This window comes from Butyrivibrio sp. AE2032, assembly GCF_000702965.1.
The window spans coordinates 2322278-2338999 of sequence record NZ_JNLF01000005.1 but is presented as its reverse complement, the minus strand read 5'-3'; the positions used below and the strand labels follow the sequence as shown (position 1 = coordinate 2338999).

14 protein-coding genes and 1 pseudogene are annotated in these 16722 nt (G+C 47.7%); 5 read left to right on the top strand and 10 right to left on the bottom strand.

Annotated features, from left to right (window positions below):
- Together BO18_RS28080 and BO18_RS28075 are read right to left on the bottom strand one after the other, a co-directional pair.
- Nucleotides 1-1338, bottom strand: a complete 1338-nt coding sequence (locus tag BO18_RS28080; protein WP_034451230.1) for a hypothetical protein — start codon at nt 1336-1338, stop codon at nt 1-3.
- 72 nt (nt 1339-1410) lie between these two features.
- The gene (locus BO18_RS28075; protein ID WP_081861286.1) at nt 1411-2340 is read right to left on the bottom strand and encodes an exopolyphosphatase; all 930 of its coding nucleotides are present in this window, start codon (nt 2338-2340) and stop codon (nt 1411-1413) included.
- 216 nt (nt 2341-2556) lie between these two features.
- On the opposite strand from BO18_RS28075, the gene BO18_RS28070 reads away from it, so the two are divergent.
- Nucleotides 2557-4113, top strand: coding sequence for a hypothetical protein (locus tag BO18_RS28070; RefSeq protein ID WP_034451227.1), 1557 nt, complete (start codon nt 2557-2559; stop codon nt 4111-4113).
- Between the two features lie 47 nt (nt 4114-4160).
- Nucleotides 4161-4307, top strand: a pseudogene (locus BO18_RS34570) (SDR family oxidoreductase); the annotation flags it as partial.
- A 115-nt stretch (nt 4308-4422) separates the two neighbouring features.
- Here BO18_RS34570 and BO18_RS33750 read toward each other — a convergent pair.
- On the bottom strand, nt 4423-6411 hold the full coding sequence (locus BO18_RS33750) for a DUF6273 domain-containing protein (protein ID WP_051689237.1): 1989 nt from the start codon (nt 6409-6411) through the stop codon (nt 4423-4425).
- Nucleotides 6412-6592: 181 nt separating this feature from the next.
- Here BO18_RS33750 and BO18_RS35200 point away from each other — a divergent pair, with 181 nt between their 5' ends.
- Together BO18_RS35200 and BO18_RS28055 are read left to right on the top strand one after the other, a co-directional pair.
- Nucleotides 6593-6976 (top strand): hypothetical protein, encoded by a 384-nt coding sequence (locus BO18_RS35200; protein ID WP_185752606.1) that lies wholly within the window; start codon nt 6593-6595, stop codon nt 6974-6976.
- A gap of 84 nt (nt 6977-7060) precedes the next feature.
- On the top strand, nt 7061-7489 hold the full coding sequence (locus tag BO18_RS28055; protein ID WP_034451222.1) for a GNAT family N-acetyltransferase: 429 nt from the start codon (nt 7061-7063) through the stop codon (nt 7487-7489).
- A 137-nt stretch (nt 7490-7626) separates the two neighbouring features.
- Here BO18_RS28055 and gpmI read toward each other — a convergent pair whose 3' ends face one another.
- From gpmI to BO18_RS28040, 3 genes are all read right to left on the bottom strand, one after another.
- Nucleotides 7627-9219, bottom strand: a complete 1593-nt coding sequence (gene gpmI, locus BO18_RS28050) for a 2,3-bisphosphoglycerate-independent phosphoglycerate mutase (protein ID WP_034451221.1) — start codon at nt 9217-9219, stop codon at nt 7627-7629.
- Nucleotides 9220-9239: 20 nt separating this feature from the next.
- Nucleotides 9240-9425, bottom strand: coding sequence for a DUF4250 domain-containing protein (locus tag BO18_RS28045; protein WP_034451220.1), 186 nt, complete (start codon nt 9423-9425; stop codon nt 9240-9242).
- A 161-nt stretch (nt 9426-9586) separates the two neighbouring features.
- A complete protein-coding gene (locus BO18_RS28040; RefSeq protein WP_051689236.1) occupies nt 9587-9826 on the bottom strand; it encodes a PIN domain-containing protein in 240 nt (79 codons plus the stop codon).
- Nucleotides 9827-9871: 45 nt separating this feature from the next.
- On the opposite strand from BO18_RS28040, the gene BO18_RS28035 reads away from it, so the two are divergent.
- Complete coding sequence (locus tag BO18_RS28035; RefSeq protein WP_207643584.1) at nt 9872-10330, top strand: hypothetical protein; 459 nt, start codon at nt 9872-9874, stop codon at nt 10328-10330.
- A 34-nt stretch (nt 10331-10364) separates the two neighbouring features.
- Here BO18_RS28035 and BO18_RS28030 read toward each other — a convergent pair whose 3' ends face one another.
- The 4 genes from BO18_RS28030 to BO18_RS33745 all read right to left on the bottom strand — a co-directional run bounded on the left by BO18_RS28030 (nt 10365) and on the right by BO18_RS33745 (nt 16606).
- The gene (locus BO18_RS28030; RefSeq protein WP_034451219.1) at nt 10365-12173 is read right to left on the bottom strand and encodes a sugar ABC transporter substrate-binding protein; all 1809 of its coding nucleotides are present in this window, start codon (nt 12171-12173) and stop codon (nt 10365-10367) included.
- Nucleotides 12174-12250: 77 nt separating this feature from the next.
- Nucleotides 12251-13075: a TrmH family RNA methyltransferase gene (locus tag BO18_RS28025; RefSeq protein ID WP_034451218.1), complete on the bottom strand. Its 825-nt coding sequence runs from the start codon at nt 13073-13075 to the stop codon at nt 12251-12253.
- On the bottom strand, nt 13072-14838 hold the full coding sequence (locus tag BO18_RS28020; protein WP_051689235.1) for a MutS-related protein: 1767 nt from the start codon (nt 14836-14838) through the stop codon (nt 13072-13074). The genes BO18_RS28025 and BO18_RS28020 overlap by 4 nt, the downstream gene beginning before the upstream one ends.
- A gap of 37 nt (nt 14839-14875) precedes the next feature.
- Entirely contained in the window at nt 14876-16606 is a 1731-nt protein-coding gene (locus BO18_RS33745; RefSeq protein ID WP_051689234.1) for an HD domain-containing phosphohydrolase, read from the bottom strand.
- Nucleotides 16607-16722 lie beyond the last annotated feature (116 nt).

Here is a 16722-nt window from a genome sequence, read left to right as displayed (position 1 = left end):
TTATACCAATGATGTAATATATTCTACCGCAATTCCATATCCCCACATACTGTTTGCGGGTTTGGACATGAGTCCGTACTCCGGATCAGCAGAGCTCAGGACGAACTTGCGTCCTAGGACCATCTCCGTTCTTTCCGTGTAGTCCTTCATCGATGACATATATTCATCTTTCTGAATGTCCTCTCCGTTCAGAGTGTACCGGTAAATCTCAGCGCTCTCACCGGTATCGGGATCATATTCCTCTTCGCAAATGCGTTCAAATACCGCCATGCGGCTGAAAGCGGATACCTGATCCCACCTTGTATCATATACTTGGGAAACAACATTCAAAGTAAACGTCTCGCCGTGCGTCTGCGTTACGATAAGTTCGTTTCCTGTGGAATATAATATGTATTCTCCGCTTACCTGTCCGTTGTTAAGGATACCGGGAACACTCAACACTTCCAGTGCCCATCCCCTGTATTCACTATATGCATAGATATGGAGTGTTGCGGAATCAGAGTTATCCTTATCGTCATCAGCCGCGAAAAAGTAGAGTTCCGGGATCGTATCGCCCGTAATGTCGTAAAGACCAACCGGATTGATGCCGTAGATGTTCTCGACCTTCTGAATGGCTTCTCTGTTCTGCTCCAGGACAGCGATATAATCATCGGCTGCTTTAGAAAGAGTATCGGCAAATACAGTTCCCGTTGGATCGATCCCCGTCGGCGTTATGTCCGACGGCTCCGTATCAACAGGTTCTGTCTCAACGATATCCGGCTCGGTGGGATTTATCTCGGGTATTACCGGCAGTGCTCTCGTAAACTCAAAGAGCTCTGAAAGATCCGAGATCTTCGATATCTTCCAATCATTATCAGTCCCGGTGAAAGTAAGTCTTCCCACGTAACTGACAGTGTCTTTCTGAGCCTTAAGATTATCAATAAGCTCATCCATGCTGCCGCAGGGAACATCAAATACACTGTCCCAGTCTACGATCTCATATGTGACCCGAAGAATGCATCTGCCTTTATTGACCGTAAGATCATCGCTGTCGTAATCCATGGTGATGGTGGATGCGATATACTCGCAGACAGGCAGCAGATCGGTGCCCCATGTCTCTTTCGAAAAATCCGGATCCATGAAGCGTTTTATGTCTTTATATTCTTCATCATCCTCTTCGTAAGATGTAAGACCGAGAACTGCATCCGCATCAAAATCATTCAGGGCATCCACATATGCCTCAGTGAGCTGCGCAAGATCAGGTTCGCTGCTCTTAAGCACATAATTGCCGTAACATCCTGCAGAGCCTGCCGTCACGAGGACGCAGAGACATGCAGCTGCTGCCTTTTTAAGATCCATTTTTACCCCCATGCATACTTTAGCCGGCCTTAAGCCTGTTTAAGAGCTTTCGGCCGGCGTCAAGTCGCTTATTTACTTATGTTCATTGAGCTTGGCGATTATGTTCGGAAGCTCTGCATCCACCTTGTCATTATCGAGCTGGCAGGTACCCGCATTGGTATGTCCGCCGCCTCCGTACGAGAGGCAGAGCTCGCCGATATCGGTGGTGCCGTTCTTGTTTACGATGGACTTTCCGATCATGACTGCCGTGTTCTGTTTCTTGAAGCCCCACGCAACGTGGATGCTCATCTCCACCTCGGGCCACATGGCGTAGATCATGAACCTGTTGCCCGTGTAGATCGTCTCAAGAGGTCTTAAGTCGAGGACGGCAACCTTGTCATAGATCTTGACGTTCTCCTCAAGCTGCTTCTTGAAAAGCTCCTGCTGCTCGAAATACATGTCCGTGCGCTCTTTGACGTCCGGCAGCGCGAGAACCTGATCGATAGTGTGATTAGTACAGAAATCAATGAGCTCCATCATGAGCTGGTAATTTGAGATCCTGAAGTCATGGAAACGTCCGAGACCCGTTCTTGCATCCATGATGAAGTTCATGAGTACCCAGCCTGTCGGATTAAGGATCTCATCGACCGTAAAGTCTGCCGAATCGCCCTTGTCAACTGCTACCATGATCTCTTCCGTTACCGTCTTGAATGTCTCTGCTCCGCCGTAATAGTTATAAACGACTCTGGCAGCCGACTTCTCGCAGATGCAGATGTATTTATCGCCGAAAGCTTCCTTGTTGTTTCTCAAAAGTTCGCTCTCGTGATGATCGAAAGCAAGTCCGACCCTCGGGTCAAAGGGAAGGTTTGTCGTAATATCATTCTCGGTGATATCGACCTTGCCATCCTGAACATCCTTAGGGTGAACGAACTTGATGTCACCGATAATGTCAAGTTCCTTGAGGAGCATTGCGCAAACAAGTCCGTCGAAGTCACTTCTGGTAATGAGTCTCTTCTTTTCCATAAGGCTTTCCTCCCTGATCATTCCGGGGCCTGGCGGGGCTTCAGTTTATAAATGAAATTTTACAAAAAACCTTATTAAAATTCAATGCGGCGGGGCCTGCGGACAGCCCATTCCGCCCAAGATTTACAGTATATTAACCTTGACGCAACACTCTGCGGTAAGTATTGTAAGATTATTAGAGCATATAAGTTATTACCGGATGAGGGATAAAGACATATGAACAAGACATTAGCAAAGACCCTGACAGCTGCCCTCGCGGCGGCGGTCCTGATCCCGCTCCTGTGTTCCTGCTCGCTGTTCAGGAAGAACAAGCTTCTTCAGGCCGCAACGCTATTCACTGATTCGTTAAGATTCGGCGACTCCACTGAGATATTACGCAAGACAGACGGCCTCGGACGTGACTTCAAGAAGTCCTTCCGGGAAATGCTCGATGTCAGCACATATACCGATGAAGAGCAGCTCTATGCAGCGCATGTCATGAGTACGATCGTTGCCGGCATCGACGGCAGTTCCGTAAAGCTCGAAAAGGACAAGGCTTCTGTCGATATAAGCTACACGATAGCTGACGTGGCTGTCCTTGAGGGCGGCAATTTCGACGATGCCCAGGCTTTGGCTGATGCTGTCGACAAATGCGCCACAAAAGAGATAACCATCACAACTGAATTTGCTCTGGTCGAAAAGGAATGGTATGTGACAAACCTTGACGATAAAGGCTACACCGAGCTCTTCTCCTTCCTGGGCCACATGCCTGCGATCGGCAGGAATGCCCTCATCAACACGGCTAACCAGATCGCCCTGTCCGTAACCACGGATGACATAGCGCTCGCAGTAAACAACTCCGCTTCCGTCTCATCGCCAGACATGGTCAACATCCCTGAATACATGGCCGTACTTTTCGATGTCAACGGCGAACCAAGCGAGGAAGACACCGTATTCCGCGATGCCGTTCTCGACACCATGGAATATGAAGTTGACGAGTCCACCCTGACGATCGACGGCCTCAAGGGTTCCATAGTCATGCACATAACCATGGCGGACTATGAAGTCCTTGCGGGAAAGGAATTCAAGAAGATCATGGACATACCGGATGCCGTCAAAGCCTGTGACACCAAGACACTGTCCTACACCTGCGAACTCGTAAGGAACGGTTCGTCCTGGTATGCGGTAAATCTCGAATCAGAGGAATTCGCCGCTTTCCTAAGTTACAAGAAATTCTCCATTAACCTCAAATCAGTCGACGGAACCTACGAGGCTACAGTCGACATCACCGACAAGTTCGTGGCATATGTTGCCAAGGAATTCAACGTCAGCATGCCCTCCGATCTTGAAGGCAAGATCTATATCACGGCTACTCTCGAGCTCCAAAAAGGCGATTATAAAGTCACCATCGACCGCGATGCCTTCGTCAGCAACATCAAGACATTCGTGGAGACGAACATCGACAAGATCATCACCAACACGCTCGGAACAACTTCTTCCGTGAGCCTCAATGCAATGGCCAAGTTAGCCGGCTACAAGGACTATGCCGATATGAGACAGCAGATACTGGACCAGGTTACAGGCAGTCTTGAGACGGTCGATACATCCGGCCTTGAGAGCTCAGGCAAGTTCACCTTGAACGATGATGTCATCACCCTGAAGTCCGGTGCAGACATCATGACCGGCAACATCGACAACTACGGAGTCATCACCGTCACGGCACCGGTCAACGATGCAGATGCAAAAAAGCTTCTCGGTTCGGATACTATCAGCCTGCCGTTCAAAAAGGTCTGAAATCCCGTGGCGTTGAAAAAACTTATTTTATCGGGTCAGAGTTTTTCGGTAAGCCTGAAGATATCGCAGAAATGGTCATGTTCTTATGCTCTGAGAAAGCAGGATTTATAACCGGTGAAAACATCTGCATAGACGGCGGCATGACAAAACTTATGATCTACCATGGCGACCACGGATGGACATATGAAGGATAAGCAGTAAGACTTACATAAGGAAGCTTGCACCAAATAACGCCCTTTCAATAAACTGCCTGAGAGTTGCGGTCAACCCTCAGGCAGTTTCATCAGCAAGTCTTAATATAGACTGCGGTTATTCTATCCAATAACCAGCTGCATTAAATGTGTATTCAACACCGTCGATCTTTTGTGTGCCATTCTTAGCATACCAACCGGAAGTATCGCGGTACCACCAGCCTGTGGAATTATGCTTCCAGCTGGCTTTATAAGGATATGTCCAGGAACCGTCAGCGTTTAACCAATATCCTTCACGCCATTCAGAAGCTGCCATAAGGCCATCCTTCGCAAAATAGTAATACTTGCCGTTTATATACTGCCAGCCTGTCACCATTGCGCCGGAGGATCCGAAATACAGATATGACCCTTCGAATGACATCCATCCGGTGAACATCGCACCGTTCTCCTTGAAGAAATACGTTTTTCCGCCGTCTTTTAAGAATTCTGTATGCATCTTACCGTCGGAATCGAAATAATACCACTTTCCGGAGATCTGCTGCCAGCCTGTCTTCATGGCACCGTTAGTACCGAAATAATACCAAATGTCAGCAAAATAATATGTCTTTCCGATCTTCTGCCAGCCGGTCGCCATTTTGCCGTTATCCAGCGTATAGTACATGGTATTGCCGCCCTCGACCCAGCCCTTGTGCATTAATCCGTCATTCTCAAAGTAATACCATGAACCGTTTATCTTTTCCCAGCCGCTGGCGGGGTTACCATCCTGATCATAATAATACCAGTCACTGCCTGCACTGACCCAGCCTGTCTCGATCATCCTCTTAGGTGCTCCTACAGATGAAGGAAAACTTGCCATGTCCGTCACATATTTACCATTGTCATTCTCGGCTAAAATATATACAAAGTAGTCATCACCCCAGCCATTGATATCAAATCCTGAAGGCAGATCGAATGTTCCGTAGTTTACGATAGGCTCATAATCATAAGGGGTTGTATAATCATACTCTCCGCTTAAGGAACCATAGTAAAGGATATTAGCATTATTGGCATTACCGAACTGATAAAGCCTGTCTGTTATAAGAACAGACATGTTGTTTACTTTATACGCGTCATCTCCTGACAGAATATAGTATAAACCCACTGTTCTTCCTTCCATGACGGGTTGCCTGGTTTCTGATACTTTGACCTCGATATCATTATTTAAAACAGTGAGCTTATACTCAGCACCTATCTTGCCGGCTTTGCCTGAGACTGCTGTGGAAAAGAGTATGGAGTCCTTTTTGATATTTAAAGCGGGAGAGACATAGACAGAATCTTTATCCACATCACAAACATATATGGAAGAGTCTGCATAACCGGCCTGATTGGATTTCTGAGGAAATGCAGATCTGATCCACCAGAGTCCAAACTGATTATCAGAACCCTTAACAGACTTACGGTGATTATTAGCTGACCAGGTCTCATAATCAAAAGCTCGCCATGAAGCTAAATCCCACTTATTTCCATACAGCTCCCAGCCGGACTCCGGCGAATATCCGTAATCCTTATTTAGAATATCTGCTGCATCCAGAGCGAAAACATAATCACCTTTAAGACCAACCGTCTTCCCGTAAAAGAACGCTTCGAAAGAATCTTCGGGATAAGCTTTGCCGCCATCCTTTACGCTAAATGCGATTGCCCTGCTCTCATAATACGAAAAGGCTTCATCTACAAATGCATTATTCAGATAATAGCTTAAGCTGCTGTTTTCCCAAACATTGGATTTGCCGCTGTCAAAAGGCATCTTAAACAGGCATTCATCGCAGTCGAGAAGCATGGTTCTCGAACCGTAATCCGTTGTATCGGGGTCGAGCACCCTGAACCTGACCGGATAGCCTTCTTCATTACCGAAGTAAACATAGCTTCCTGCCCAGCCGGCATTCCTGTCTTCCGGTCTTACGGGACTTGCCATTCCATATGTCCCGAGCAGTGTATTTTCACTGTTCTTGCCCGGAGCTGACTGGTCTTCCCCAAGAGCCAGGACAGGCAGACCGCCCACGAACGAAAGACTCATCGCTGCCGTCATCACACCTGCGCCTATTTTTATTCCACGCGTGATCTTATTCATTTACTATACCTCCGATCAATATCCGGATATCAGTCTGATCAGCTGCAGCCGGATCATACACTGATATCAAACCTTGCAAAGGTTATCAAATAAATAATAATCAATCAGAGAATGGATTTACATCACCTGTTTGTACCATTTTTATCTGTTTCCACATATACAGACAGGATTCGTTTTATTTTTGCGTATAGTCAATAGCGGCTGGACGGAGTTTCTTAAGACTGCGTGGATCTATATATGTGCAGTACCATTTATCTTTATAGCTGTATATTTCATTGTGGATTATAGCCGTAAAATGAAATGCTTTGCTAAAGGAGAGTTTCAAGCCACTAATGTGACAGTTTCCGAGAAGGCATTCAACCGAGAATACCGCAATCACTATTATGCGGTTTATGTCAGTGGATTGTATGCAGATAACAAAGCAGTCAAAAAGAAGTTCAAGGTCTCAAGATGGATCTATAAATATGTGGAGTCCGGTGATAGAGCTTTAGTCATTAAATACAATTATAAGAAGTTGAAAGACCCCCTTGCTGATTTGGATTTCATTCCTGATATAGAGGACTGATTCAAGAGATTCGATTTATGGATTTGATATAATTCATTAGTAAGTACAGCATATAATCAGTTATATTTACAGAGGAATGCCAAAATGAATATTGAAGGTAATAGTATAAAGCGGATAGATTGCAGCGAGATTCAGAATTGTTTTTCATTTTGGGATTTCGAGAAAAACATAGAGAAAAGAAAAAGAATAGAGTTCGAGGTTGAGAACAATATCCGGATAATGTATGCCTATATTTTGAATAAAAGATATATTGCAGGCATGTCTTTGCGTCCGATGGATAATAGAACGATGTACTTATCATATCTGGCCGTGAATGAAGAATACCGTAATCAAGGGATAGGAAGCGAAATGATAAGGTATGCTTGTCAAACAAGTAAAAATATTGGGTTTTCTTATTTAATACTGAATGTGGATCACGATAATACAAGAGCCGGAAGTTTATATAAAAAACTCGGATTTTCCGAATTTAAGAACGACGGCAAAACGATCGTAATGTGTAAACAGCTTGATTAATCACGAATATTAGAATTAACCTACTGAACCTGAAAACAATTCCGGTACTTAAGCTATTCATCTCAAGCCATATTAAAAGAGGCATCTCAATCATTCTGAGAAAGCCCCCTTAATATTTTTAGTATTTTCCCGGATTATTACTTCTTGATGAGAAGTGACTCGCCTGTCATTTCCTTAGGCTGGGGAAGTCCCATGATCTCAAGGAGTGTGGGAGCGATGTCGCAGAGACGGCCGCCCTCGCGGAGGGTGTACTCGGGATCGTAGTTGTAAAGGATGAACGGAACGGGGTTCGTTGTGTGAGCCGTATGAGGCTGCATAGTCTCAAGGTTCATCATCTGCTCGGCATTGCCGTGATCAGCGCAGATGAAGAGAACGCCGTTCATCTTCTTAACTGCTTCAACAGCACCGCCTACACAAGCGTCAACTCTCTCTACTGCTGCGATAGCTGCTTCGAGAACACCTGTGTGGCCGACCATGTCAGGGTTAGCGAAGTTGATGATTACTACATCATACTTGTCAGAGCAGATAGCTGCGTCGAGTTTCTCGGAAACCTCAGGAGCGCTCATCTCAGGCTTGAGGTCATAAGTAGCAACTGCGGGAGAAGGAACGAGTGTACGATCCTCATCCTTGTTGGGTTCTTCGATACCGCCGTTGAAGAAGAATGTAACGTGAGCGTACTTCTCTGTCTCTGCGATACGGAGCTGCTTAAGGCCGTTGTCTGCAAGATACTGGCCGAGTGTATTAACGATCTCTTCCTTCTTGAAAGCGACGAACTTGTTGGGAATAAGCTCATCGTAGTCCTTGAAGCATACATATGTGAGGGGCATGAAGCCGTTTGCTCTCTTTAAGTACTTGATGCACTTTGTATCGGAAGCGTCACCGGGCTGAGCTGCGATATCCTCATCGGAGTAGCAGAAAGCCTTTGTGATCTCTCTCGCACGGTCAGGACGGAAGTTGAAGAAGATGACGGAGTCGTTGGGCTTAACAACGCTAACGGGCTTGCCCTCACCGTCAACGATGACGGTAGGAAGAACGAACTCGTCCGTTACGCCGCCGTCGTAAGAATCCTGCATAGCCTGAACGGGATCTGTTGCCTTGACGCCCTCACCCAGTACGAGTGAATCGTAAGCTGTCTGGATCCTGTCCCAGTTATTGTCTCTGTCCATTGCATAGTAACGGCCGGAAAGTGAAGCAACCTTACCAACGCCGATCTCAGCCATCTTGTCTACAAGTGCCTGGAGATAATCCTTGCCGGATGCCGGAGGCGTGTCACGGCCGTCGAAGAAAGGATGAACGTATACTCTGTCGAATCCTTCTCTCTTGCAGAGCTCAAGGATCGCATAGAGGTGTGTGTTGTGGGAGTGTACGCCGCCGTCGGAGAGGAGACCCCAGACATGGAGGTCGGAATTATTCTCCTTGCAGTTGTTGATTGCTCTTAACAGTTCTTCGTTCTTGAAGAAGACACCGTCTTCGATGTACTTTGTGATAAGTGTGAGGTCCTGGTAGATGATTCTTCCGGAACCGATGTTCATGTGTCCTACCTCGGAGTTGCCCATCTGTCCGTCGGGAAGTCCTACGGCAAGTCCGGATGCGTAACCCTTAACGAAAGGGCACTCAGCCATAAGCTTGTCGATAACGGGAGTATTTGCCATTGCAACGGCATTGTATTCCTTGTTGTCTGAAAGTCCGAATCCGTCAAGGACCATAAGTACTACAGGTCTGCGTTTCATATATGTTCTCCTTCGCAAAATTATTTTTTGGTGACAAACCGGTTGAGTCCGCCGTCATAGACAAAACCTGCATTTTCCAAAGTCTCCTTGATAGCCTCCTCATCTTCACCAAGCGAGGATGCAAGCTCGGACAAATCCGGGTAATTGTCTCTCAGCTGAGTGTTGATGTAGCTCAAAAGCATGAAAGGATCTTTGGGCAGTGCCATATGAAAACACCTCTAATCGTTTTTGCCGGCGCCATTATAGCACGATATCAGGTAAGTTGCTTATTTATAACAGGGTACATATTAAATAAAAAAGGAACCGGTTTCGGTTCCGTTTTAGGCTCTGATGATATACCGGACTCCGGTGGAGAACTGCCGGGTTATCAGGCAGCCCAGTTCTCGACAATAAGGCCTTTTACCCTCGAAAACTCTTCAACGTTATTCGTTACAAGCGTATAGCCCAAAGCTTTGGCATGCGCGGCGATCATTGTATCCAAGGGACCGATTGGTGTTCCTTTTTTCTCGAGATCAGAACGTATTATCCCGTATTCGTCTGCCGCAACATCATCAAAACTGACTATATCGATATTTGAAAGAAGCAAAGACAGCAAGGATAATAACATGAAAAAACAGTTGTAAAAAGATCAGGACTTGGAAAAGAATTCGGAATGTCGATGCTGTGGTACTGGATCAGTTATACGGCAGTAACTCTCATAGGAGTCGGTCACACGATCTTCAACGTCGCCGTCCTTCACATGGGTTCGATGGCTCAGGGACCCGGACTGGGAGAAGGCTACGAGATGACCAAGCCCTGGCACCCTCTCTATAACATCATCCTCTTCACGCTCTTCGGCTTCATCTATCTTCGCGGCCTCGCAGAGCCCACTTTCAAAAAAGCCCTCACCACCGGCGCTCTCTGGTCAGGCATGAGCATAGTCTTTGATCTCGTCGGCTGGGTCCTTATCAAGCATCCGTGGAGCCTTACGTTCAGGCAGTTCTATGTCGAGTATCAGCCGTGGATCACATTGGTCTACATCGCAATGTTCGTCGCACCTCTGCTGGGATACCGCATCCTTAAGGGAAAAGCCTCCAAAGCCGGCAGCCGCGAAGCAGTCAGCGTCAGCTGAAAACAAAACTAGGCTCCCTCAAGACCTTGGTGTCTCAGGGAGTCCATCCGTTTTCCAAAGCTTCGTTGAGCCTTGTATCGACTTCTGCCTGGGCTGCATCAAGGAAGACCTGTGGCTTGCAGTCCTGATATGCCAGCATGTACGAATCCCAAGTGGATTCGAAATTGCTGCTCATTATGACTTGGGGAAGCCACTGATGTTTGCATTCACCCATCTTGTAGTACGCAAGACCATACGGCGTATCCATTCCAAGCGTATTTGACCAGCTCCACATGGGGAACCATGGATATGATTTTTTCTCAACCGAACCGATCATATCAACAAAGTTTCCGGCACCGTATGCGTCAAGACAATTCCTTACAGGCTCCGGCAGGCCGGCCTTGTATTCACCCGGCTGGTCATCAGGCTTCATGCAGTTGATCCCGTCACTGCTCATGCCTCTCCACTGGGGCATGTATGCATACTCACAGATGTGATCTGTCTTGTATTCTGGATCCTTCCACTTCGCCCTCATCTCTTCGGTCCTGTAATATGTAAGATCGTCGTCAACATAGTAGTCAACGCCTTCGATGCCCCAGAAACGCAGATCGTGGATCTCCTGGCTCAAAAGATCGTTTAGGAATCTGAAAGCCAGATTGGGATCAGAGCAGCCTTCCGTAACGGCAATACCTCCCGAAACATTTATCTCCGCTCCGTATGAATGCCACAGCTGGTCCATACCTTCTTCAACGACAAGTCCCAGCGGCACATAGTCGCAGCCAATGTCAGACAGTTTGAAGGTGGAACCGTCCTCCGCTCTTCTGAGCTGGCCAAAACTGTCTCTGACGGAATAAATAAAATCCCACTGCTGGTCGCATAATCCCAATACCCTGCCGGTGCAAAGCTTGCTTACATATTCATCGTATGTCTGTATGGCAAATTCGGGATCCAAGACGCCCTTGCCGTATTCCTCGTTTAGCTTTTTGAAATACATCTTTGCCGCATCGGATGTATTGTAATCCATGACCTGCGGTTCGAGCGGCCCGTTAGATGTATCCACTATCACGCTTCCGTCGTTCGGGAATCCTGCAAGAAACTGCGGAGCGCTCTCCAGGCTGTAATATCTCCAGCTTTCGCAGATACAGGTATAAGGGATCACCTCTGTTCCGTCAGGCAGCACGGGATTTGCTTCCGCATATCTTTCAAGAAGATCGAAATACTGGTCTAGCGTCTCCACCTCCGGATAACCTGCCCATTCAAGAACGCGGGCCTGGATCCAGAAAGCCAGATAGTTGTGTTCGGTAGACGTGTCTTTCTGATTAAAGTTTTCGAAGACATTGGCCCAATAAATGTGGCCGTCATCTTTCCTGAACTTATCCCACTGCGCCTCCGAATAATAACTCTTCAGGTTTGGGTATATCTCAAGATATTCATCCCACGGGATGAGCGAACCGTTCTCGTAGAGAGCCTCGATCTCATCGCCTGCATAGACATAATCAGGGAACTCATCCGAAGCTATAAGGATATCTATCGCTTCTTCCGCAGTAAGTGCGGGCAGCCATGTCTCTTCCACACGGACGCCGGTCTTTTCGGCTATGAGTTCCTTTATCTCGTTACCGTATTCCTTTTTGGCGCCGGAAACAGTTATGAACATCGAGAAATCGGTGATCTGATCATCAGTTCCTGAGGTCGGCACAGCCGTAACATCCGGATCCGGAGGTTCTGACTGACTGCTGTTCCTGTGTTCGGGTTTAGTCCCGTCGACGTATGTGCGGCCGCCCTTTGAAGGCGTTGAGCAGGCGCATGCAGACAACGCCGTCGCAAAAACCAGAACGCCCGTGATCAACCTGCGGAATCTCTTCATAAATTATCTCCCGTTTATCCCGTTAAAAATCCTTTTCCCTCAAAACAGGATAACAAAAAGACATTACTTCCGCCACATCAGCTGCGGCCGGCAAGTTCCCAGAATGCGACCGCGCTCGCTGCCGCAGCATTTAAGGAATCCACTTCGTGGGACATCGGGATTATGACCTTGTAGTCAGCACTTCCGATAGTCTCAGATGTAAGTCCGTTACCCTCATTGCCTATCAGTACGGCAAGACGGGGCTCATCTTTGAGCCGGGGATCATCCAGCGTTATGGAATCCTCCACGAGCGCCAGAGCCGCAGTCTTATATCCGAGTGCTCTCAAAGTGCCGCAGACATCCTCTTTGCCAATAAACGTCCACGGGAGCTGGAACACCGTCCCCATGGAAACTCTCATTGCCCTTCTCTCCAGCGGATCGCATGTTCCTTCGGTAAGAAGGACGGCGTCGATGTCGAATGCCGCCGCACTCCTGAACACCGCGCCTATGTTGGTGGGATTAACGATATTTTCGAGCACCGCTATGCGCGAGCGTGAGCCGGATGAACTCTCCAGCACAGATGAAGCTGAAGGAAGTTCCGGTCTTGTCATGCAGCAGAGGATCCCGCCCGTAAGATGGTACCCCGTGATGTCCTCCATCACATCGGAAGGCGCACGGTATACTGGCACATCACCTACTCTCGAGAGCAGTCCTGTTACCTCATCCTTATCAAAAACGCTGCTGCTAACCAGCACCGACTCGGGCTTCATCCCTCCGTCCAGCGCGCGCCCAATCACCTTGCAGCTCTCGGCGATGAAAACACCTCCTGAAGGATCCCTGTAATGCCTCAGCTGAGGCTCTGACATGGATATATAGACGCTTATCGATGCATCATCGGAACTTGTGATATCGGTTATGTTCATGCCTTATTATTTCCATCGTTTTCTTCATCTGCGGATGCCTTCCCGGAAGCACCCATCAGCATGTCATAGGTAACACCGTATTTTTTCGCGATGTCCATCGCATAGCTAAGTCCCTCCGGAGGAGCTGTCTCGAGTCTGAAAGAACGGTTGCCGCCCTCGCTGTTGACTATGAGCGATGCCGCCTTATACACGGAATCTTTGGAGAATTCCGCAGCGTCAATACCCAGCTTATGCATATGCGTGTTGTAGATCGTCCGTGCGCCTTTTGTAAGAAGCGCCTTAACGGAATCGCAGGCTATGTAATAGCCCTCTTCAAAAGACGTTGTCGAGAAGGTCTCGTTCATGAGGAGGAGACTGTCTGACGTGATGCCCGTGAATATCTCCTTGAAACGGACGCACTCCTCGCCCAGACGACCTAGATCCATCGTCTTGTCCTCGTCTGCCGGGAAGTGTGTGTAGATGCAGTCTGCAGGCGCGAACTCAAATGAATCTGCGGGCACGTAAACTCCGCCCTGTGCGAGCGCGAAGAGCAGACCTATGCCCTGGGTGGATGTGGTCTTTCCTCCCCTGTTGGCACCCGTCAGGATGTAGATCGTGTGATCGTTGTCAAAGTTCAGGTCGTTTGCCACGATCTCCTTCGGGTCGGTCAGGTTCAGCGCGAGCTTGAAGTTATAAAATCCCTTCGCACACATCGACACATCGCCCTTCGGGATTGCCCTGGCCCTGCTGAGCTTGAAACCCTTTGTTTCCAGTCCGTTCATGAACTCAGCGAATCTGATGTAATAAACGAATTCGGGGATGATGTCGGCAATGATGCCGATAGCCATTTCCGAATATTTGTCGAGTGTCTTTCTGAGGTTTTTAACCAGAGTGTCGAGCATCCTGTTCAGGATGTTATCGAGGTAGAAAGTCGAGCTGGCTCCAGCATCGCCCTGCGTCAGCTGGGATATTGTCTGGTTGCGGACAAGGAAGCCGCCGCTCGTGGATGCAGCCTGGAACTTGGCAAGTCCCATAAACTGGTTCACGATGCCGCCGTCCTTAGCCGCATCGACCTGACGGTAATGCATGTCGCCGTTCCATTCGTTTCCTTCGTGTATCTTGTCTCCGCCCGATAAACTGTCGGCAAAATTACTTACTATGTTCGACTTCTTAAAAGGCTTGTTGTTTACGGATACCAGACCCATGCTTATTGCTTCGAGCCTCTGGTTTACGTTCACGCCGAGCGTTACGCTCTTGATCTCCGATGTGTCTATGCTCAGCTTTTCCAGGTCCTTTTTCAGTTCATTGAAATGAGCATCGTCATAGACCTCATCTATATATTCCTTAAAGCCTTTGAGACCGTCGGACTTTATCCTCTCGTCACTGAGACAGTCCTTGAGCGCGTCAACACAGGTGATGTAGTCACGGTACTGGTTCAGACGGTGCATCAGAAACCAAAGTCCCTCTATCTCGTCCTTGGATTTCCTTATGCCACCGAAATTCTTGTTGAAATCGATCTTGTCGAACAGTTCGACGAGTTTTTCCTTTACATCGGGAAGGTTCTTCAGGTCTTCAAATACAGCCTGCCTGTAGTTAGTCACTTCGGGAGAAGCGGTAAGATTGGACAGTATCTCGGCTATTACAACCTGCTCCTTGGGTTCTGATGTCACCTCTTTGCATATGACGTCGAGTCCCAGGTCGTGGAAAGAAGCGTCATCGAGTTTCTTCAGACTGTACTCTTTACCTCTCGGAAACAAGAGACTGAATTTGCGGTTACCGGACATGGCTGCCCCCCTTGGGATAAAAGATTATACAGGCGGCTTAACCGTCGCCCATATGCTTATAATACTCCTCCAGCCGAGGTCTTGCCGCAACATAATACCGCTCGAGCCTCTTATCGAAATGTTTCCCGAAGCTCTCCATCATGATCCTGTCAGCATCGTCAAAAGAGAACTTGTCCTTATAAACGCGCTTGCTTACCAGGGCATCGTAGACATCAGCGATCGCCATTATGCGCGCTTCGATCGGGATCTCCTCTCCCTTCAGACCTTCCGGATAACCGGATCCGTCCCAGCGCTCGTGATGGTAGTGGGCGACATTGACGGCAACCTTGTGGAACGCATCGTTATCCGTCCCCTCCAAAATAGAGTTGACGATCCGCGCACCTTCGGCTGCATGCTTTTTCATCTCTTCATATTCCTCGGGCGTAAACCTGCCGGGCTTTCTAAGCACCGCGTCATCGACGGCTATCTTTCCGAGATCATGCATAGGAGCAGCCTGGATAACGTTCTTACAGAACTCTTCGGTAAACCCTTCCCTGCCGAACAGCATCAGGATATTCTTTTTGTCTGAAGGCGCTTCCTTCTTCATCTCATCTATGAGAATACTTATTACATCGCTCGTACGCCTGATGTGGCCGCCTGTGGAATTGTCGCGGCTTTCAACCATGGTCGCCATTCCGAGGATGAGCCTGTTATGCATCTGCACTATGTGTTCTGTCTTCTCCGTTACCTCTGCCGACAGCTGATCGTTATAGTTCGAGAGGAGCTTCATATACTTTCTCGAATCGGTGTCATCGGTAATGAGGAACTGATAGCCGACCGTATGCTTTCCGTCGTACAGATAACTTATCGTAATAAGATAGATCTTGTCATCTGCTTCATAGTAAATACGGTTCTTGCTCTCGTCTCTTTTAAAGTCCTCGAGCCACTTGAGCGCCGTGTTCTTGATCTGAATGTATCTTCCGGCATAAGAGTCGACATTGATGTCGTTCAGCATCGGAAATACTTTTCTGGCCATCTCGTTCGAACCTAAATAGTTATCGTCGAAGTCGAATGACATGAATCCCGTGTCACCCTTGTTGACCAGCGTATCAACGCCAAGATCGGTAACATCGTAGAGCGATAATCTGTGTACGATAATGAGGTATATCACCTGCGCGAAAACATAAGACAAAGGCATCGCGTCGATTCCTTCAGGCAGGGACTTTCCAAGGAAATAACTTAAGAAAGAGATCGTCACAGGAAACATCAGCAGGATACTCGTTTTATTCGAAACATCCTTCTTTTTCACAATGCTGTATACCAGCACGATCGCATTGAGAATTACGAATAAAGATATAACTACATAGGTCAGCGTGTGGCCCCAGCCATATGTCTTGGTGAGCACACCCATTCCCTTATAGATGTCAAACGATACATTCTTATAAAACATCGGTGAATTGCCGATCGAGAGCACGAGCGAAAAGCTTGCAAGACAGATGAACGTCATCAGGGCGCTCATCCATCTCTTAAGATTTATGTGGCACAGTCCGAAAATGCTCTGGGTAATGAAGAGCGTTAAAAAACACCCGCCGATGTAGGCAAATTTCGTGGCCGCCAGCGCGGTGTCGAGATTTCTTGAATGGGCTAGAACCGCATAAGCAAGAGTCGCGATCGGGATGAACGCGAATATGAGTGAGATATGCACATCAAAATGCTTGTGCCAGATTGCGATATATATCAATGTCAGTATTACCGACAATCCGAATAATATCTCATAATACGCTGCCATTCTGCTGCCCCTCCGGTTTGAAAAAGTATTGCCTCAGCATCTCTTTTATGCTCCATGAAATGCTAAAGGAATAATGCCTTTTCAACTTTTATATTTTATCATTTTGTAAGCCTCAA